Origin of the sequence: Bacillus sp. MYb209, from assembly GCF_002975175.1 — a bacterium.
Taxonomy (GTDB): Bacteria; Bacillota; Bacilli; order Bacillales; family Bacillaceae_G; genus Bacillus_A.
On the sequence record NZ_PCNZ01000017.1, the window covers coordinates 32,681 to 54,345 of the forward strand.

Consider the following 21,665-nt stretch of genomic DNA (forward strand, 5'->3'; position numbering starts at 1 on the left):
CTTTTTAAAAAAAGAGTCTCTTAAACGAGACTCTTACATCATTCCATCTTATGAAGTTACTACTTCTAATTTTCTATTTGTTAATACCTTCATTTCTTCTTTCAAGATATCTTTCGCATTATTTCCAAACCATTCTAGTGAAGCAAAATGGTCAGTATCTTTCACTTCCTGAATGATTTCATCATAATTTACTATACCTTCAAATAATGGAACCATTCCTTTACGACTTCCAGCTGCGGCATATACATTATGAGGTTCAAACACATGTAAATAATCCGCTGACGATATATTCTTAAAATGGTAATGTTGTATCCACGACTTTAGTCGACGAAAACTGTCTACCGGTTCTGCACCAGACTCCCATATGTGAAGAAAATCAAGGTTTATTTTCAAATATGGATGGTCTACTTCTTCTAACAATTTCAAAGTAGAAGGCAAAGTATCCGTTAATGTATTTGGGTGTGTTTCTAATAAGACATATATATTGTGCTGAGCAAATAGATCACAAATCATACGAATTCGTTTCACATACTCTTTTCTCTCTTGTTCCGAGAAATCCTCACTACCTTTTTGCCCAGCAAACGTACGAATTTTATTTGTATTAAACCAATTAGCTAGTGTTACCAGTTGTTCACATTTTTCCAGCGTTTTTTGAAAATCTGCTAATAATGATATATCTAAATAATCACTTATCATCGTAACTTCTAAATTTTTATCCTTTAAAAAATCCAGCTCTCTCTCTGTCGTTTCACGCTCTTGCATATATAAATTTTGTGCATGAGTCCCCCACAACTCAATCCCTTCAAAACCGTTTTCGTATGCAAATTGAACAATATCAGTAAATGAAATTAGTTGATGGCGAAATGAAATTGTGCATAGTGAATATTTCATAGGTTTGAACTCCCTTATCTTAAATTCAGTTAGATTGCTTTAAAAAGTTAAGACAGACTGATTTGTTTTCATATCTTTCCATGACAGAAACTGTCTCACTAATTCATCCTTAATTTGCAGTTCAATTGTATTCATTTCATCAAGCTTCTCAACAATTGTTATTAACATATCTTTATTTTTTGTCATTGCCATTTTGATTGCGCGGTACTGTACATTTGTAAATCCTTGTACAATGTCTTCCACTAGATCACACCAATAATCAAAGTCTTGTTCCGAATATTGTAACGTTTCATGGAAGTATGCAAAGGCATGTTCATAGCTATATTTACGTATTGCCAATACGGGTATTTGCTTTACTGCCGCTACGAGCCCCGAAAGTGAATACCCATCCTCTTCATTTACCATTTTTTTAATTAATTTTTTTAATTCCATAGTTAGTTCATTATCATTCTTTTTGAATGTTTCCATGAAATAACTTTCTACTATCTCTTGTTTTGGCTCCTGAATTCCTTCTATATCAATGAAATAGCCTCCACCAAATGGGTTGTCTTTAACCGAGTGAAGCACTTTATCTTTTTCCATATTCCCTTCCCAGCGAAAATCAGGATCAAGCATGAACCATTCATTTTCTTTCTCTGTTTTCGATATCATTAAATAATGTGGAAACGGTTTTTGATGAAACTTATTTTCTCTCTCTGGTAATAAAGACATATCGACCATTACAATTATGTAACGATTTTCAGGCTTATTTTCCACTAATTCTAAAAATGTTTCTACATTGATACTCTTACCTTTTGAATGATCATACCATTCGTTCACTTTTATCCCATACAATTTTTCATACCAAAGCAAATAATTGTCATGGTTAATATTTTCGGAATGATAAGAAATAATCCCGCCTTCTGTTATATCAAAGTCTCCATCCCATAATCCGAAATAAAATGGACGGAAATCTATGTCACTACGCCTTTTTATAATTTCACAAAAACAACTCACTAAACAGTGAACTTTAATTGAAGTCATACTCTCATCCACTTTCTCAAAGGTTAGTTATTCACATTTACTGCTTGTAACGGTTGTAACTCTTCCATAAAGTCAAGCAAGGAGCCTACTGTAAGAAACGCCTTTGGATCTATCTCATCCTCTGGAACACATAACTTTAATTCCATTTCAATGTATACAATAAGCTGCAACATCATTACCGAATCAATATATAAATCTTGATTTAAACGCATCGTTTCTTCTAAATGCGTTACATTTTTCAGTTCCATTTTTTCTCTCATAATGCTTAATACTGCATCTTTTAAAGTTTCACGACTCATGTTGTTATCTCCCCCCTCTCTAATAACTTCCGACTTACTTTCCCTGTTTTATTTTTCGGAATCTCTGTTACACTTTCAATTTCATGAGGTACTTTGTAAGACGGTAAGTGCTGTATGCACCATTCTCTTATTTGTACCGGTTCAATACGAGAGATTACTTTCGCTTTTACTATTTCCTCCCCCATCACAGGATGCTTCCCGCGATATACAATTGCCTCTTGAATGCCTTCTAGTCGAAGCATCGTTTCTTCCACCTCTATAGGAAAGACCTTTAGACCAGATACATTAATAACATCATCCATACGCCCCATAAATTGAAGGCCCCGCTCAGATTTATACCCTAAATCTTTCGTATAAATATCCTTTTCCGCAATTTTCACTACGATTTCTTCCGGCTCATTTTCATCTGAACCAATGTTAATACTTACATGAGGAAGTGGTTTTCCTAAATCTAAATGTGTTTCCATATCATGACATATACTAATGCAACCAGCTTCAGAGCATCCATACTGCTGCATCATATGTTTCGTCATCCCTTTCAGCTTGTAAAATAGCGTTTCTGGCAAAGGTGACCCTGATGTCATAATTTTATGAAACTGAAAAATCCCTTGTGGAAAACTCCCCATAATATGTAGCATAAGTGGTACTGCGTATATGATATGTTTTTCTGTATTACGAACTATATTTAATGCGAATTTAGGGTTTTTATTAGTAATGATGATAGGCTTGCTACCCCTCGTAATTGCAGATAACGTGCCACAAATTAGACCGTATGAATGTGAAACGGGAGCCATAACGATTGGCACTTCGTCTTCATCACATTTTAAAACTTCATTGTAAGCATCGATTTCCGTTTCAATTTCCGTCCATGCTCTACGAATCAGTTTCGGTTCCCCTGTTGTTCCTGAACTATATTGTAATAACGAAGGTTCTTCTTGCAATGGCTTTTCTACTTCTAATTTTATAAAGTCGTTACTTTCTACGTATAAAAGTCCAGTACAATTTGCACGCCTTGCCATTTCAATAGCTGTATCCTTGGGTGTATCTTCATGAATAAGTAGTACAGATGCTCTCTTTTCTCGTAGGAAAAACACAAGTGTAATAATATCAAATGGATCTTTTAGACAAAGGGCAAATCTATTTCCTTCTGCTTCTTGGAACTGTTCCATTTCCTCGTAAACTTGTAATTTCAATTCAAAATCATTTTTGCTATATTCTTGTTTATTAACGATTAGCATGATTTCCCCCTGTAACAACTGATTTTTGTATTTTAAGTTACCTTGCTCCATACAATGGATTTGGAACTTCATGAACAAGTGATTCCACATCCATATATAAACGCCGCTTCGTTAATTGCTCTGCATGGAATGTAGGTGTATATAATTGTAGTGCTTCAAAACGTTCTTTCAAATGCGAAAATCTGCTAAAATGATTTTCTAGTTCTTCGACAACCATGATCCAAAATCTCTCTTCTTTCAATTGATATTCATCGGCCAGTACGAAAGCTAATTCACCTAGATTGAATAGGAAAAGCGCATCTAAAACCATTTCTTGCAAACATTCAATACGATCCATTTCAAAGAAATTATTTATTTTTCCATTTGCATATGTTTTATGCATTTTCGTAAAATCAGGACATTTCCCGTATTCTTTCAAGTAAGGACGGTAAAACTCCAGTCCTTCATGAAAATCTTTTAATGCAATTCGGGTCGGCATTCCTTCTTCATGAGCCAAAATCATGTTTTGCCCATGTGATTCTAACGCAATTCCATGTTCTACAACGAGGTGTACAACTGGTATAATTGCTTTTTGAATAAGCAATTGTAGCCAGTGTTCTACTCCATATCTCTTTAACCACGAATCAATAATCGGTGTACCATCTTTCCCCTTAGCATATAATCCGTTAAAAGGAATTGCATCTTCCTGTTCATCCAAATACTTGTGAACGCTTTCGCGCCAAATACATCCCAATGAACCGTATGTAGCCTTTTTATTCGAATCATACGTTACACTCGAAAATTCCTTTAACAAAATCAAACGCAATTCATCCCTTAAATAAGAATCCTGATTTACTACTTCATTTAACCAATTCGATATAGCCGGTGCACTCACAACCGAATGTGGTTTTAATGTACGGATAGTTGAAGTATTGAGTAGATTCATTGATAGCTTTACATACGGCTTCGTTGGATTCGTAACATTTCGCAATGTCCTCATAGACTGTTGCGCACAATAATCATCCGCTGTTTCCCCTAAATAAATAATATATTTATCCTGTATATGGTCAGCATAATTCGGAATAATAAAGTTCCCCCACTGCCAAGGATGAACAGGTATAAACATATACTGCTTCGAATCACAGCCCATTTTTCGAATACGATTTAAATACTCTCCGATTTTCTGCTCTCCGATTTCTTCTTTCAAAATACAGTTGTAACTCTCTTCATTTTCATAACCTACAGTCGTATATTTCTGATGAACTGCTATCCATATAAGCTTTATTGGCTGTATAAACTCAAAACCATATTGAAAATTATCACGATATTGAAACCCGATGCGTGCTTTATAGCTAGGATGATATGGATGTCCATCTATTAAGAGACTTTCAAGCTCATCGTACGATTTCGCAACATATTCTTCCACACTACTTCTTTCATATTGTGCAATCGTATCTTTAAAGATTGTTTGTTCTAATTCTTGAATAAAAGAATCCAATTTCATTCGATCCACTTGAACAATTCGAAAAATCTCCTGTAAAAATTGTGAAACTGATTGTATTTCTTCTTCCTCATCTTGAACTCTCATTATTAATGAGTCATGTAAACAAATACGCCCAAATGTCATACGTTCTTGTCCATAGCATTGGTACGTTACATTTTGATTATTTTCATCAAGACCTTGTATAATAAAAAGTATTTTCTCTCCCATTTGTATACGAATCGGCGTAATGATTTCTTCATAAATTAACGATTCTATTAACTGCCGGAATACTCTTCTTCTTACTGAAATGTACTCTTTTGATTGGAGTGCCTTCAATATTTTTGCGTGATAAACTTCTTCTTTCATAAATCCCTCCGCTATAATACGGAATATCGAATTCCATTATTTGTATTACGTGAAATTTTAGCACTACTTATGAACGAACAGCCACTTCTCTAACAAGTGGATTATCTACTTGTACATAAATTGCTTGCTCTAATGGATTCGTTAACTCATCGACATCGAAAAATCTCGTCAGTAAATTTGCTTTACATGCCAATTTATCTTCTTCTAACAATTCTCTTAAAAATGTAGAAGGTTCACGGTTAAATGGAAGGAACGATTCAATTACAGACCTTAATTCAGAAAGAAGAATTTCTTCCTTAATTAACCCTGCTGTACCAAAACCGTTAATGAGCCCAAACATATGATTGAAAATTAAATAATAACGAAATCTTTCATCCACAATATAATCGTCATATAAATTCCCAGTTTGTTCACCAATACCGGTCAATTCTTTATCTAGCACCGATTTCATTGAATTACAGAAATAAAACCCTTGATTATCACGGAAGTAAAACTTTACTGGATAGCCACCTTCCAATCGCACGACACTATTTTGCTGATGAGCTTCTAATGCAACTCCATAACGTAAATACATCCATACCATCGGCTTTAAAGAAATATTTAAATACCGTCTAAACCATTCTAAACTTACCTCTTCGCAACTTTTATTTTCTAGATCCGCTAAATGATGAATAATATTTGATAAACGAGTGCGTTTTCCAGGGATAGCATCTTGTACTAGACCAGCTATTAAAGTAGCGTCATTCGCATTTTCACTATAAAAAGGATTATCCCGAATAATCACTTCAAATCCGGACTCTTGCATACCATATTTTAGTGTAATGAAGGCTGGATCACATATAAAATCAAACCCTGGAAACTTTTCTAACACTTCACCAATTTTAGTATTTAACATTTCCTTACCTTCAAGACCACTCTCAAGTTCCTTCAATTTATTAATACGCATTGAATTTGTTACCTTTACAGGGAATGAAAACTTGAGCATATACTTCGAATGAGGATGATATAGCGTTCTAAGTGATGATGTTGCCATATAACACTTACCTTCTGGACCGATATATTCAAGAGCACCTTGATTCATCCAATTTTGCACATAAGATTGATGTAATAACCATTCTGCTTGAAGCGGATGGATTGGAATTAATGAATACTCATCTTCTTGACAGTACTTCGTAATAAATTCCTGACTAACAATTTCATCATTCTTTAATTCCTCTTTTATAATTGTTGTCGTAGAATCTATTAATAATGATTTTTCACTTACTATACTTTTATGTGCTCGAAAATAGTGAAGCTGACATTCTCCTTTTAACTCCGGAGAGTACATTGAACTTTTCCAATCCAATATACCTTGTCTACTCTTTGGTGTAGGATGGGTTAAATGTCCAAATAATAAAGATTGCTCCGCTTCTATAAAGGACGTATAGAAACCATATAATTCGGATGTATCCTTCACTCTCTCTTTTGTAAATTCCTCAATATTTTGACAACTACGAATGACTCGAAGCATAAGTTCAGCAGGATTTGTACCTTCTCCATAGTTGATAGACATTTCTTTTATTAAAAACGTAATAACCGTAACGTAATCTGCTTTTATGACATTTTTGTCTTCTCCGATTTGATAATAAAATTGTTCTCCAAACAAATGACGGTCTGTTGGTGATTTATATATAACCTCTCCATACAAAGTAACGTTTTGTGCCGATAACCGACAGCATAAATAAGTGGGGATAGCATCTCTTTGAAATGAATGGCAGAAAATATTTTCTATCCTTTTATCCTCCGTAATCCATTCTCCACTTCCTGTTTCTCTTAAATAACAATTTAAAAAGCTTTGTATTGTTGCATGTTCCGCGATTTGTTTCGCATGGTGCATACTGCTCCTCCTCTTTTAGACGAACACTATCAAATTTTTATAAAACTTCTAATAATTGAATTTCATTATCAATTATGATTCTAATTGATAATGATAATCATTTCAAGAAATATTTCGGAATTTTTTCACCTAACCAAACTTTCCGACTTTTCTTGGTATTACATCCGTACGCAAAAAAATACATCAATATAATCATTGATGTATTTTTTAATACTCAAATGTTTAGTTTACATAACAAAATTATTTGAATCTAAATTGATAATGATTTGTATAAGCAATCCATATCTCGCCAAGCATATGCTATTTCTTTTACATTTAGTCTTTCTAAAAATTTTGTATCAATTTTTTCAGGATTATATTTTTCATAAAACTTTTTAGACGGATTATTCGAAATCACCCAAACTAAAAGAGATTGTATATTATTTTTTTTATATTCAGAGAGTAAAGCTTGAAATAGTCTATTCCCTATTTTCAATCCTTGATACTGTTGTAATAGGTAAATCGCATATAATTCTCCATCACAATTATATGTACCTGTCCTTTCAACTCCCCCATCAATGAATCCAATTATTGTTCCATTTAACGTCTCTGCTACAAATCTATATTTGTTCTCATCTTCTTTTTGGAAGATGCTTTCCCATTGGTTTTCTCGTTGTTCATACGTTATATTTTCTAAAATTCCGTTAGCAACTATCCCTTTATATGTGGTTTTCCAGCTCTCCACATGCACTTTTGCTATACCTACAATATCCTCTTTCATTGCCCTCCTAATATTTATCTCCATCATTTTCATCCCCTTTTGTAAATGATTATAGCAAAATGTTTTATCCCATATAAAAAAAGAGTGAATTTTCATCACCCTTTCCACTCTTTTTTTATCTACTTTCAACCTCAACAGATACAACATGATTGATCTCTTTTAGTGAACTATATAGCTCCGTTGTATATAAATCTTCCGGCGCTAAAATAACCATTTCCAATTGCTGAGATGCTCCGTTATCAATATCTTTAATTTTCACTCGTTTCACTTGCATGTTTAAATTTTTAATTTGCTTAAAAATCCCATCTAACTCTCGATGCTCATTTACAGTAATTTTGATAGACAAGTCCTTTTGTCTCAATGAATATGGGCCTGCAATTTTCACAAGGTGAGGAAGTACATTGATTGCTAATATAATTAAAACCATAGCAACCGTCGCTTGTATATAAAATCCTGCTCCAATCGCAATACCTAAAGCTGAAGCAGCCCATACCATAGAAGCTGTCGTTAATCCTGAAATAACATCATTACTTCTTCGTAAAATTACCCCCGCCCCAAGGAAACCGATACCACTTACAATTTGGGCAGCAAGGCGCATTGGATCCATATTCGTATGACCCGGTACAGAATACACATTCACTGATTCAATTGAAACCATTGTAATTAAACAACTTGCGACAGAAATAACCATACTTGTTTTCACACCAAGCGGTTTATTCTTTAGCTGCCTATCTATCCCGATGAATAATCCTAAAAAGAGTGCTAAACCTAATTTGAATAAAAATTCATATGACATATTTCATTCTCCTTACTTTACAATGTTTCCCTTCGAATAATACACTATAACTCTTTTATGATATCAATTCCAGTCCTTTCTATTCATTTAATGACAAAAGCCGAAAAAACATTTTTTATTACAATGTTTTTTCGGCTTTTTCTATAGGTTTTTTATCGTGATTATAATACCTCTTTATTTTTGTTCTTTAATCTTAATCTGTGCATCTTTATAAAATGCTAATTTATTATCATTATACTCTTTTGTATGTGTATTAAATTGTTCTTTCGCCTTTTGCGCTTCCACATTTAACTCATTAACAGTTTTAACTTTTTCACCGATTTCTTTTAACTTCGTTTCTTTTACTTTTAATTTTTCATACAGTTCTTTTTCAGTCGCTAACGCCTTCGTGTAATTCTCATTCATCTTTTGGAAGGCATCATAACGATTTTCATACGATTCTTCTACTGCTTTTGCTTGTTTTTGCAATTTCTTATCTTCAAGCTTCTCTATATTGCTTTGAACCGATTTCGTTTCCTTCTGAGCTTTTTCTAACAGTTCTTTCTCGTTTTTCAATACTTTTTCACGCTCATCTACATTTGCAGTAGCTTGCTCAATTTTCTTCGTAACTGCTTCATTATGTTCTTTACCTTCTTGTAAAATTTGAGAATATAGTTCTTGCCCTTGCTTTTCTAATTGCTCTAATTTTTTCGTATCCTCAACTAAAGATTTTTCTTGTGTCGCTGCTGCTTCAAAAGCCGTATGTAAATTTTCTTCTGGCTTTTCACCGAAACAACCTGATAATAATCCTACTGATAATGCTCCAACAACTGCTACTTTTCCATACTTCAACTTCAATTCCTCCAATTACATACGGTTATCGTGCCAGAAATTCACTGGGAAGTGATTCTCTTCATGATATGCTTCAAATTCATAACCTTTTTCTTTTAGACCCTTTAAAATTGCTGGCACAGCAGCAACTGATTGTGGGTGAATGTCATGCATTAAAATGACTTCTTGCGGTTTTGTTGCACCAGCTAATACATTTTGAGCGATTTGCGCTGCCGCTGCATCAACTGGTACTTTATTGTATTTCCAGTCTAAAGAGTCAATTGTCCAGTCCCACACTTTTAAACCATCCTCAACTACTTTATTTCGGAGACCTTCATTTAAACCAGGCATCGATCCGTATGGAGGACGTGTTAATTTAGGGGCTTTCCCAATAATATTTGCGATTAAGCCTTGATCTTCTTTCATTTCATTAACATACTCGCCATTTTTATATAACTTCGCAAAATTGTGTGTCATACTATGCATTCCAACATAATGTCCTTCTGCATTTTCACGTTTTACTAAATCAGGAAACTGTTTCACATTCGCACCAATTAAAAAGAATGTCGCCTTCGCATCATGCTGTTTTAACATATTCAATAATTCAGCCGTATATTTTCCTGGCCCATCATCAAATGTAAGGTAAGCAACTTTTCTTTCCTGTCCATTAAAACGACTTGGTGCCGTTTTATTCATTTCAACTTTCGGTTGTTCACTTGCAAGCTGTATTACATTTTCTTGTTTCGCAACAGCTTTTGCTGGTGAAGTAATAGATTGAAACATGAAATACCCAATAGCTACTGCTGCAATCGCTATTAAAACGACTACTACTCGTTTAATTTTAAAAGCCTTTTCCATTCTATCGAATTCCTCTCCCTATTAATCTCATATATAAATCACCCAATATAATTATACATCTATTTATTTTTATTACACTATATAAACTTTATATAAATTATAGTGGGAGTTTTATCAAAATTGTTGTTCCTACGCTTTCTCTACTTTTAATACTAAGCGTACCACCATGAAGCTCCACCATTTTTTTTACAATGGCTAATCCAATGCCTGCACCTTCAATATGGTTATTAATCTGATAAAATGACTGCTCTATAAATGGTAGATGTTCTTTAGCAATTCCAATACCTTGATCTGTCACCTTAATCACGGCTTGTCCTTCACTTTTGGTCGCTTCAATGTAAACTGTACTTTTTTCATATGAATATTTAATAGCATTATGAATAATATTTAGGAAAACTTGTTTTAGTCTATTTCGATCTCCTACTAGTTCTACTCGTTCTAAATTAGCAACTAGATGAATCTGTTTCTCTTCTGATTTAGGAGTTAATTGCCAAATCGTCTCCTCTAGTATATCGTACAATTGTACCTTTTGTTTATATAAATTAAAATGATTTGACTGCAATCTTGAAAAATCTAGCAATTCCTCTACTAAATGAATCAATCGGTCTGTCTCACCTGAAATAATTCCCATACCTTGTTTTATTTCTTCTTCCGTTAAATGATCTACTGTTTTTAACGTCTCGCTCCAACCTTTAATTCCCGTTAAAGGCGTTCGTATTTCATGAGAAATAGAAGCAATAAATTCATTTTTCATCTTTTCTGCTTTTTCTATTTTATTAGACATATGATTTAAACTGTGTGCTAACTCACCTAATTCACCAGGATAATCCTCTTTAATTTGCTCCTTTAATGTACCTTCCGCAATTTGCGAAGAAGCATGAATAATAGATTCGATAGGTTTCACAAACGAATTCGCCAATCGTCTACTGATTAAGAATACGATACCTGAAATGACAATTCCGACTGAAATAGTAAACATAATAATTTCAATAATCTTTGCATTTACATGTGTTAAAACAGTCGTATATTTTAAAACACCGATAGTTTGCCCTTGATGTACGAGTGGACTTAATACTTCTAATTGTTCCACGTTATCTTTCGTAGTAATAACTTGGTGATACATTTCCCCCTCTAGTAAAGAATAAGGAATACTCACTTTACCTTCAACCTTTTGCCCACTTGACGATTGTATAATTGTACCGTGTCGATCGATTAGTTGTAATTCGGTTCCTTCTAACTGGAAGCTTTCAATTATGTCTCCACTATATTCTTGCAAACGAATAAAATATAATGAATTATATTCAGAAAAAAATCGTGTACTCGTCTTCGCATGAGATTCTACATATTGCACAATACCATTATAGTAATATCGATAAATTGAGATTGAAAATACTACTTCAAATAATACAAGCATAAGTGTAATGACCGTCATAAAATATAAAGTCACTTTCCGTTTCATCTCATACTTTCCTTCCACACATATCCTTTTCCCCACACAGTAAGGATAAATTCAGGTTCTGATGGATTACATTCTATCTTTTGACGTAAACGTCTCATATTTACATCTACTACTTTCGTCTCGCCTACGTAATTGGTTCCCCAAATCATATTTAAAATTTCATCACGCGAAACTGGCTTTGAAGCCTGATTCATTAAATACTGTAATATCATATACTCTGTAGGTGTTAAATCAACTAATTGTCCACCTTTATATAATCTTTCTTCTATAATATTTAACGAGAACGGACCAGACGTGATTGTATTCGTTTTTTCTTCATGTACTTCTATTCTTCTTAATAAAGATTGTATACGCGCAGTTAATTCTACTGGACTAAACGGTTTTGTAATATAATCATCTGCACCAATTCCGAGTCCTTGTACCATATCCCCATCTTGTACACGGGCGGTTAACATAATAATGCCCATTTTTTTATTTTCTTCCCGGATAGCTTTACAAACTTGAAAACCATCGATCCCCGGTAACATAACATCAAGTAACGCTACATCAACAGTATGTTCACTTAAAATCTGTAACGCTTCTTCTCCAGTACTAGCTTCTAATACATAAAATCCAGCACGTTTCAAATTTAGGACAATAAAGCTACGGATTGGTATTTCATCTTCTAAAACTAAAATTGTTGACATAATTCCCACCTCCCTACTCTTGTTGATAATCCGCTAGCGGTTTTATATATGCTTTCATTTTTTCAAATTTTGATTGCTTCGGTACTGCATATACATGAGAAGCCGTTTTAACTGCTGCCTCGTATCCTTTTATTTTGAACCATTCTTTCCGCTTAAAAATATGGACTTCAAGCCATATTTCATTTGTAGTTGCATCCAAAAACTTTTGAACACTTGAATCCTTTTGCTGATCTGGAATAGTAATTTTTCCTATTAACTCTTCAGGAATTTTCACAAAATATCCTTTTTCTATATTGATATATCTTTCTTCTATAGGTTTAGTTCCATCTTCACTCCACTGTATGTAACGTTCAAAGAGCGGACTATCACCATGTGATTTATCTTCCCAACCTTTTGGACGCACAGTACGAACAAATTCAATAATGCCGTCTTCATTAACGTCTTTACTTTCCACAACATACTCATTGAATAAATCTTCTTTCCCGTCTATAGGTAGTCCCTCATAATGATCCTTATCAAATTTTGCTACATATGTTATACCTGAATGAGCCCCCACTCCTGCATCAATTACAACTGCCTTTGACATGTTAGAAATACGCCCCATTTGTATTCGCTGAATACTATTTATATATGGATCGAATGTAACTTCAGACATAGTCTTAAATTGTTCAATGAACTCAACTTTCAATTGCTCATCTTTTTTATAAGTAACAAGGCTTATATCATTAAGGCCATTTCTATTTAGATCCTCTATAAATAACTTCGTATATTGCCGATTATAAATCTCCTTCATATCATCATTTTCTTCCGAAAAAACATACATTACATGTTCTAAAGATTCACGACTTACAGAGATTCCAATTAATAACTCTCGCTTCCCGTTCCCTGTAAAATCACCGACTTTAACGATATCTATATTCTCACCATCAAATGTATGAGTGGACTTTAGTTTCCAGCCAGTGCTGCTTTCCGCATAAATAGCTAAATATATACTCCGATCTTCATTCGGTACTTTATAAAATACGATTGCTTCTTTTTTATTATCTTGTTTAAAATCCAGTGACCAAATCATCTGTTTATCTTTATTAGACATTGGAGTAAGCAACCGATAATTAACAGGCAAATCTTTATCTATTTGCTCTTTTAGTTCATTAATCCACTTTTCATTTGCAGGAGCTCCCATTAAACTTGTTGGAGCTTCAGACATTTTACATCCAGTCAATATAAAAATGATTCCCAAAATGCTTATCCATTTCTGCATATGATATCTTTCCTTATTACAAATTTTAAGTATTTCACTTTACTTTTTGCTTCTCCAATATTCTCATACATATGAGTATAATTTTTCTGAAATAAAAAATCGTTACAGAAAAGTTACAAATACATTTCCATAAAAAAAGATTGGCGGAGGCCAATCTTTTTTACTATTCGTTTCGAGCTGGTTTTGGTGTTATACCCAAATGATTATTTAATTTTTTTGAAATATCTTTTACATTCTTTTCATTTGGAATGTAATAATAAATACCACCAATACGTTTATCCGTTCCTTCTATTTGCATCTTTTCCATTTGCAGATCAGATCCTGCCATATTTTTCGTAATAGCAAGCATATCATCAAACGTTAAGTTTGTTTTCATATTTTTATCAACTGCATCAAGTAAAGAGCCCATTTTACTAATTGATTGAACAGACATTGCTTTTTTCGCAATTGCTTCAATTACAAGTTGTTGCCTTTGACCACGCATTGCGTCACTGTCAATTTTACGCGTTCTAGCAAGTGCAAGGGCTTGTTCACCATTTAAATGTTGGTAACCTTTTTCTAAATGGATCATACCTGCTTGGTCTTTACTATCTTGTTCTGTGAAAGTAACCGGTACATCAATATCAATACCACCAATTGAATCTACAATTTGTACAAATGACTCAAAGTTAAACTTCACATAATAATCAACTGGAACATTTAAAAATCTTTCCACTGTATCTCTTGTACTTTCAACACCACCAAATACGTGTGCGTGTGTAATTTTATCTAATTTCTTTCTAGATGGAATATAAACACGTGAATCACGAGGAATGCTTACTAATTTAACGGATTTATCATCTTTATTAATTGTCGCTAATAAAAGTGCATCTGTTCGAACCGCTTCACCATATTGGCTTTTTCTCATTTCGCTTCCATCGACACCCATGATTAAAATCGAAATATTATCCTTTAAAGGTTCCACTTCTTTGTCCCTTTTTGATGACTTATCAATTTTTGCATATGCATCACTTACAACAGCTTTTGCTTTGTTATATATAAACGATCCATATCCTACTCCTCCAAAAATAAGTAGGAAAAATGGAATTAAAATGAACCATTTTATTGATTTTCTTTTAGAACGTTTTTTACTGCTTCTCGTATCTTGTTCTAATTCAGAGCTCATGTTCATTCTCCTCTCTTTCTCTTTTCCTAGTATAATGTATGTCTAGTAATCTTCATATTGAATTTCCTTTCAATCACCTTACATTTTTGTAAGGTTACTTCATAAATTCAATATGTATTCCATTTCACATTATACTCTCGTGCTTATTTTTAGCAAGTCACTATTTATCAACTAAAAAAAATCAATACTTCAGAACATTCAAATTTACAGATTTATTATTCTGTTATTTGCAGGTAGCAAGACTTTCACCTCGAATTTCAGCACGAATAAAGAGTCAAGTTGCCCGTAAAATCCCGATTAATACAGTCTGATTATAGTTTTATTTTCCTATTTCTCATTTGGTGTGTATATTATTTGCTTCCCATTATTATTAATTAAAGCTGACTTTGCTTTTATTTTCGTTTTTTCTATTTCCACATCATCATTAGAGAAATTCACAATGATTTTAATGTTTTTTCCATATGAAGCAGATTGTACCAGCTTATCTTCTGACAGATATGCAAAGTTCGTCATTTCTTCTTTTACTGCCTTTTCATGAACATCATTCCAAACTTTCAGATGCTCTGTCATTTCTTTTTTATGCTTATTCCACTCTACTTCATCTAAATGGTATAAAGGTGGAACATTATACAATAATTCATATAACATACGATTTCCAACCTCGTCCTTTACCTTCAAACTTCCCCATTCCCAGTGGTGCGTTGTAATAACCGAATCATTGTATACTAGTTTATATAATGGCACCGAATATACTGGATTTAAATATACTTGCTTATATTCTTCTTTCAACGGTACTTGTTTTGCATATTTTTCTGGAACATTTTGATTTGGTGACCAATACCCACCGACATAATACGGGCTTGTTTTATTTTTTCTCATATCTTCATCATCCCATTTAATTACAGGCGTTTCAATTCCGTGCGCAAATGCAATTGTACTACTTGCAAAATCATTTCCACCTTCAGAGCCTACTACCATCCCTTTTTCTTGCGCGATATAATCCATTCTTTTTAATCGTGCTTTTAAATCTTGTTCTTGTGTCGTTAAATGTTTTGTTGAATAATCATCATAAATTTCGCCCGTCGCGTCACAATCAATAAACCATGAATTATATTTAGGGCCATTTTGTAATATATCGTTCATTCGTTCTTTTACACTAGGAAGTGATAATGTCGGATTTAATTTTCGGCCTCTCCCTAAAAACCCTTGCACTTTCTCTCCATTTTTCTTCGTTACAGTTGCTTCTTCATATAACGATGGATCATTAAAGGAAGCTGTGTTCCAATTTTTATCCCCTTTTTCGTGAATGGAATGATAAGAATCATACGGACCAACTAAATATCCCATTTTCTTAGCTTCTGTAACAAAATTAGGTTGCATATATCCTTGTTCCCAGTTCGGTAGACCAATCCACGCTTTGTCTATCCCTGCTTCTTTCATTTCCTTTATAATATCCGTTCCATCTGCGTTACCCCATTTACTTACTTCTTCAACGGCATCACCAAGTATCGACTTTAATAAATGCTTATTTAAGTTATATAACTCCATCTTCGATAAGTTATCTACACCTTTTTTTAATAACTCACTAGCCACCTGATCAACTTTCGGGAAAATATCCTCTTTATACAATTCCTTCATTGATAATGCTTCGTTTACATAACGCAAAATAACTTCTTTTTGATACTTATCGATGAAATCTTGTTTACCTACTCGCTCAAATACATTCAGTTCTCCAGGCTCTGAACTATTTTTTTGAATGAGCTCTTTTATATGGCTAAACACCGGACTATTTATTTGCTCTCTTAGCTTCGGCCAATTTACGTTACTTTCTGATAAACCATTTTGATTCCAAAAGTAAAAATGGGCTGCCCCGTAAAGTTTTTCGATTTCTTTATTTTTTCTTGCCTTTTCTTGTAATGTTTTAAATTCACCTTTTTCAACAATATTATCCTTATACAGTTTAGCAATACTTACTGCATCATTATTTGTCACATATAATTGAAAGCCATATGTTTTATTTTTATTTATACTCGGGAATTCATGTGTAAAATCAAACCCTATTTTCGGATCTGAATGAAATTTCAATTCATTATTAAACATATTGTTCGCAATATATACGATTGAATATTTAGAACCATTTAATGCAAAAAACTTCATAGAAAATGATTCAGCAAATGAATATACATCATCCTTTAAAAACTTCTTCCAATTCTCATCATTACTTGGAATTTGCTTACCTTCCCATAACGGAAGTGTATAATTTTCAGCTTGCACTTTTGGCCATGTGAAACTTTCTGCACCAGTCGATTCCACTTCAATATTTAAGTGATCTTTTTTCTTTTCTAAATTTACTTTTACTTTTTGATCAGGATATTCCCAAGATGTATGATCCTTGTCTTTTTTCAAATTCGATACCTTCATTTTCGGTAACGGTTGCGATGCCTGTTCCTTTACACCATCATGTTCTACAGTTAACGTAAACGTCTCAGGATTAACCTCATACGTAAAATCTTTATACATTTCTTTCTTTATTTTAGACTCTTGTAAAGCATCATTACCTTTTACATCACACCCGACTAAAGTCGAAAGTGACAATGTTGTAAGAAGACATACCGCTATCATTTTTTTCATCTTCTGCACCTCCACCACTGAATATACAGGAGCTTTGTTACAGGAATGTGGCAAAAAATAATGAAGACTGTCCCAAAAGCCGAACTTTAAAATGGGGTTATGTTCTTACTGAGTAAATTTACAACAGCACATGAAATTATATCAAACACAACTCTACTTATCTCGAAGCTTCGACAAAGAATATCGACTTAACTACAAAATATGACAATAATATCCTACCTATTAATAAGAGAGGGCCGTCCAAAAAAACTTTTTGGACGGCCCTCTTCAAAGTATAAAAATAAGTTCATTTTCACTACTTATGAGTTCAAACAAATCAAATTTTTAACAAGCTTTCCTTAACTGAAAAAGTAACTGTATATAATATATCCTAAAACTAGCACTAAAATTAATATCCCTGTACCTTTCCAATTCATACCACCTGTCATATCAACGGGGTTACCTGTTTCTGCTCTATTGAGTCCATCATTCAAAGAACCGGTAGGATTATTTTTCAATTCACCTTGTCTCATACGTTCTCTTTTTTCTTCTGGTGACTCTTTTGAACTCATATAATCACCTCTAAAATTAATATTCATTGTATATTCTCTTTCTAAAATATTATCACTCCCAAAAAAATTCCATTTAAAATAGATTCCCCATAACTTAAAGAAAGCTAGCAATGCTAGCTTTCTTTATAATCCAATATGTTCTTCCTTATTTACAGTAATCCCTTTATGATCGATTTCAAGCTCACATACTTTCATAGCTGCAAATACTCTCGCTAATTGGTCAGCAATTTCTTGACGCTTCTCATACGGAGTTAAAATAAAAATGGATGGTCCCGCGCCACTAAGAGCTGTACCATATGCTCCGAATTCTTTTGCGCATTTACGAATTGATGGTAATAACGGTACAAGTTCTAAACGATATGGCTCGTGGAAATGATCTCTTTCCATCATTTCACCTACAACTTCCCACTTCTTTTGACATAACGCAGCTACTAATACGTTACTTATTGCACTAGCCTTAACCGCTTCATGAAACGGAAACATCTCTGGTAATACAGATCGACTTTCATCCGTATTTAGCTCTTCATTCGGAATAAGAGAAATTACGCCTAATTCCTTACTTTCAATCCTTACAACCGAAACATTTTTTCCATCAAGTGCTCCGATTACAGTTCCACCTAAAATAGAAGCAGCAACATTATCTGGATGTCCTTCAAAATTTGTAGCAATTTGAACTTTTTGATCAGTTGTTAAATGCAAATTTCCAAGTTGATTCGCAAGTTCTATCCCTGCTACAATTGCTGATGCACTACTTCCTAGCCCTCTTGTCAGCGGAATATTACTAGTTACTTCTATTATATGGGGTGATAAAGAAGGACATACTTTACATGCCGTGCTAACAATTAAATTTTTATCATCTTTTGGAATTGAATCGTCAAAGGAATGTATAACTTGCCATTTATTAGCTTCTCCCTTTACACTAACTTCTAAATATAATGACAAAGCTATTCCAACAGAATCAAATCCAGGTCCAACATTTGCTGTACTAGCAGGAACACGAACTCTTAATGGTATCACGACATAATCACCCCTTTAATATGATCTTTAATTTGTTCTATATCATTTGACACACTTGCAATTTCTAATTTATTAGAAGAAATTGCAATATCAGGATCTTTTAAACCATTTCCAGTTAATACTGCAACAACTGTTTCGCCTTTTTTGATTTTTCCAGATTGAACATGTTTAATTACGCCTGCTAATGAAGCATTTGATCCTGGCTCAGCGAAAACCCCTTCCGTTTTTGCTAACAATCTATACGCATGTAAAATTTCTTCATCTGACACCATATCTATTTCACCATTAGACTGTTCGGCAGCCTCTACTGCATACGGCCAACTTGCTGGATTACCGATACGTATTGCTGTTGCAATTGTTTCAGGCGCTTCAATTACATGTCCTTTTACAATTGCCGCTGCTCCTTCCGCTTCAAAGCCGTGAATTCTTGGTTTCTTATAGCCTTTTTCTTTCTCATATTCACAGAACCCTTTCCAGTATGCTGTAATATTCCCAGCATTTCCAACAGGAATAGCTAGAACATCTGGTGCGTTTTGCAACTGGTCACAAATTTCAAATGCCGCTGTTTTTTGCCCTTCAATTCGATAAGGATTCACTGAGTTTACTAATGTAATCGGCTCTTCTGCAGCAATATTTCTTACAGCTCTAAGTGCATCATCAAAATTCCCTTCTATTGAAATAATCTCCGCTCCATAAGCAACTGCTTGCGCTAATTTCCCATGCGCAATTTTTCCTTCTGGTATTACGATAATACATTTCATCCCGAGGCGTGCCGCATAAGCTGCCGCCGATGCCGATGTATTACCTGTAGATGCACAAATGATTGCCTCTGCCCCTTCTTCTTTCGCCTTTGCAACGGCCATTACCATACCACGATCTTTAAAAGAACCTGTTGGATTCGCTCCTTCATACTTTCCGTATAACTGAATCCCTAATTGTTTTGATATATTTAATAATGGAATAAGGGGTGTATTTCCTTCCATTAAGCTAACATCAGGTGTGTTTTCATTCACTGGTAAATAAGTAGCATACTGTTTTAATAGTCCTTTATACATATTGTTTTTCCTCCTCAATAATGTAGTAACTGTTTATTTCACTTGCGACATCTTCTATCGCCCCTAAAACTTGTTCGAATTGATATTTTGAAGTTCGATGCGTCACAACAACGACTTCTGCAAGCTCACGATTCAAAGGTAATTGAATTACCTCTTTTAAACTCACAGAATAATCAACGAAACATTCTGTTATTTTTTTTAAAATTCCAGGCTCATCTCGTAATGAAATACGCAAAAAGTATTTCGAAACTACTTCTTCATCTCCTTGTAATTCATACGGCTCCGGTTCTTTTAATACACTTTTATTTTTCGGAACTTGATTCATATTTTTAACGATTGAAATAATGTCACTTACTACAGCAGAACCAGTTGGTAACTTCCCAGCTCCAGGTCCGTAAAACATCACTTCTCCTACTGCTTGACCGTGAACATACACCGCATTGAATTCGTTATTCACATTCGATAGCGGATGATGACTTGGTAATAAAGTCGGTTCTACACTTAAGTGAATGGATGATCCTTGTTTTTCCGCTTTACCAATTAATTTCATAGTAAATCCTAATTTTTCGGCCATCTCTAAATCTTCTTTTTCAACCTTTCGAATACCTCTAACTTGCACATCATCTAAAGAAACATTCATCGAAAAACCTAAGTTTGCAAGAATTGCTACCTTTCTCGCAGCATCTAGCCCATCTACATCCGCTGTTGGATCGGATTCTGCGAAACCTAATTTTTGTGCCTCCTGTAAAGCCTCTTCATACGACCATCCATTTTGACTCATCTTTGTTAACATATAATTTGTTGTTCCATTTACGATTCCCATTATTTTTTCAATTTGATCTGACGCTAGCCCATCTGCTAATCCTCTTAATATTGGAATCCCACCCGCTACACTTGCTTCGTAACATAAGCCACATTCATTTTTATTTGCTAATTGCAAAAGCTCCGCACCATATACAGCCATTAAATCTTTATTTGCTGTAACGACATGTTTCTTGTTTTGTAAAGCCCTAATAATATGCTGTTTTGCTTCTTCAATTCCGCCCATTACCTCTACTACAATATCAATATTTGAATCATTTAGAACTTCATCGACATTACTTGTTACTACGATTCCATCAATACAAACATCACGTTCTTTTTCCAAATCACGTACAACGACTGTCTTTACTTTCACTTCATATCCTGTATCAAGAGCGATTTTTTTATAATGTTCCTTCAAAATATGAACAACACCACTTCCGACCGTACCTAAACCTAATACCCCAACATTAATAACGTTATTCATCTTCTAATCTCCTCCTAAAATTTTATTTTTCGCTTCTATCAATCACCTTGCTCTGCCATTTTCCCGTGCAGGTGGTGGTTATTTCCGTACGTACAAATCGTTTCATGTTACAGCACCTCCCTTCAAAATAATAAAAAACACACTCATCCCTAGGAAAGGGACGAATGTGTTTT

19 protein-coding genes and 1 other annotated feature (1 of these 20 cut by a window edge) are annotated in these 21,665 nt (G+C 33.9%); all 19 genes read right to left on the reverse strand.

Annotated elements, in window-relative coordinates:
• Positions 1-48: 48 nt before the first annotated feature.
• Complete coding sequence (locus CQZ94_RS20965; RefSeq protein ID WP_105586911.1) at positions 49-891, reverse strand: sugar phosphate isomerase/epimerase family protein; 843 nt, start codon at positions 889-891, stop codon at positions 49-51.
• Positions 892-930: 39 nt separating this feature from the next.
• Positions 931-1,914 (reverse strand): DUF6005 family protein, encoded by a 984-nt coding sequence (locus CQZ94_RS20970; RefSeq protein ID WP_142395889.1) that lies wholly within the window; start codon positions 1,912-1,914, stop codon positions 931-933.
• A gap of 23 nt (positions 1,915-1,937) precedes the next feature.
• Entirely contained in the window at positions 1,938-2,213 is a 276-nt protein-coding gene (asbD, locus tag CQZ94_RS20975) for a petrobactin biosynthesis protein AsbD (RefSeq protein ID WP_002148642.1), read from the reverse strand.
• On the reverse strand, positions 2,210-3,451 hold the full coding sequence (locus CQZ94_RS20980) for an AMP-binding protein (protein WP_105586913.1): 1,242 nt from the start codon (positions 3,449-3,451) through the stop codon (positions 2,210-2,212). Before CQZ94_RS20980 ends, asbD begins: the two co-directional genes overlap by 4 nt.
• A gap of 37 nt (positions 3,452-3,488) precedes the next feature.
• On the reverse strand, positions 3,489-5,279 hold the full coding sequence (locus tag CQZ94_RS20985) for an IucA/IucC family protein (RefSeq protein ID WP_105586914.1): 1,791 nt from the start codon (positions 5,277-5,279) through the stop codon (positions 3,489-3,491).
• Between the two features lie 67 nt (positions 5,280-5,346).
• Complete coding sequence (locus CQZ94_RS20990) at positions 5,347-7,155, reverse strand: IucA/IucC family protein (RefSeq protein ID WP_105586915.1); 1,809 nt, start codon at positions 7,153-7,155, stop codon at positions 5,347-5,349.
• A 250-nt stretch (positions 7,156-7,405) separates the two neighbouring features.
• Complete coding sequence (locus CQZ94_RS20995; RefSeq protein WP_105586916.1) at positions 7,406-7,942, reverse strand: GNAT family N-acetyltransferase; 537 nt, start codon at positions 7,940-7,942, stop codon at positions 7,406-7,408.
• Between the two features lie 88 nt (positions 7,943-8,030).
• Positions 8,031-8,711 carry an MgtC/SapB family protein gene (locus CQZ94_RS21000; RefSeq protein WP_105586917.1) on the reverse strand — a complete coding sequence of 227 codons (681 nt, stop codon included), beginning with the start codon at positions 8,709-8,711 and terminating at the stop codon, positions 8,031-8,033.
• 174 nt (positions 8,712-8,885) lie between these two features.
• Positions 8,886-9,542, reverse strand: coding sequence for a YkyA family protein (locus CQZ94_RS21005; protein ID WP_105586918.1), 657 nt, complete (start codon positions 9,540-9,542; stop codon positions 8,886-8,888).
• Between the two features lie 15 nt (positions 9,543-9,557).
• A complete protein-coding gene (locus CQZ94_RS21010) occupies positions 9,558-10,379 on the reverse strand; it encodes a peptidoglycan-N-acetylglucosamine deacetylase (protein ID WP_105586919.1) in 822 nt (273 codons plus the stop codon).
• A 97-nt stretch (positions 10,380-10,476) separates the two neighbouring features.
• Positions 10,477-11,838 carry a sensor histidine kinase gene (locus tag CQZ94_RS21015; protein ID WP_105586969.1) on the reverse strand — a complete coding sequence of 454 codons (1,362 nt, stop codon included), beginning with the start codon at positions 11,836-11,838 and terminating at the stop codon, positions 10,477-10,479.
• Entirely contained in the window at positions 11,835-12,524 is a 690-nt protein-coding gene (locus tag CQZ94_RS21020) for a response regulator transcription factor (protein WP_105586920.1), read from the reverse strand. Before CQZ94_RS21020 ends, CQZ94_RS21015 begins: the two co-directional genes overlap by 4 nt.
• A gap of 13 nt (positions 12,525-12,537) precedes the next feature.
• Positions 12,538-13,785 carry a hypothetical protein gene (locus CQZ94_RS21025; RefSeq protein ID WP_105586921.1) on the reverse strand — a complete coding sequence of 416 codons (1,248 nt, stop codon included), beginning with the start codon at positions 13,783-13,785 and terminating at the stop codon, positions 12,538-12,540.
• Between the two features lie 163 nt (positions 13,786-13,948).
• Positions 13,949-14,950 carry an LCP family protein gene (locus tag CQZ94_RS21030; RefSeq protein WP_142395890.1) on the reverse strand — a complete coding sequence of 334 codons (1,002 nt, stop codon included), beginning with the start codon at positions 14,948-14,950 and terminating at the stop codon, positions 13,949-13,951.
• Between the two features lie 327 nt (positions 14,951-15,277).
• Positions 15,278-17,581 (reverse strand): glycoside hydrolase, encoded by a 2,304-nt coding sequence (locus tag CQZ94_RS21035; RefSeq protein ID WP_105586923.1) that lies wholly within the window; start codon positions 17,579-17,581, stop codon positions 15,278-15,280.
• A 338-nt stretch (positions 17,582-17,919) separates the two neighbouring features.
• On the reverse strand, positions 17,920-18,132 hold the full coding sequence (locus CQZ94_RS21040) for a DUF6366 family protein (RefSeq protein ID WP_105586970.1): 213 nt from the start codon (positions 18,130-18,132) through the stop codon (positions 17,920-17,922).
• 123 nt (positions 18,133-18,255) lie between these two features.
• Positions 18,256-19,149, reverse strand: a complete 894-nt coding sequence (gene thrB, locus CQZ94_RS21045) for a homoserine kinase (RefSeq protein ID WP_105586924.1) — start codon at positions 19,147-19,149, stop codon at positions 18,256-18,258.
• Positions 19,146-20,204 (reverse strand): threonine synthase, encoded by a 1,059-nt coding sequence (gene thrC, locus CQZ94_RS21050; RefSeq protein WP_105586925.1) that lies wholly within the window; start codon positions 20,202-20,204, stop codon positions 19,146-19,148. The genes thrB and thrC overlap by 4 nt, the downstream gene beginning before the upstream one ends.
• On the reverse strand, positions 20,197-21,492 hold the full coding sequence (locus tag CQZ94_RS21055; protein ID WP_105586926.1) for a homoserine dehydrogenase: 1,296 nt from the start codon (positions 21,490-21,492) through the stop codon (positions 20,197-20,199). Before CQZ94_RS21055 ends, thrC begins: the two co-directional genes overlap by 8 nt.
• A 153-nt stretch (positions 21,493-21,645) precedes the next feature.
• Positions 21,646-21,665 (reverse strand) — a binding site (T-box leader) (it continues 212 nt past the right edge of the window).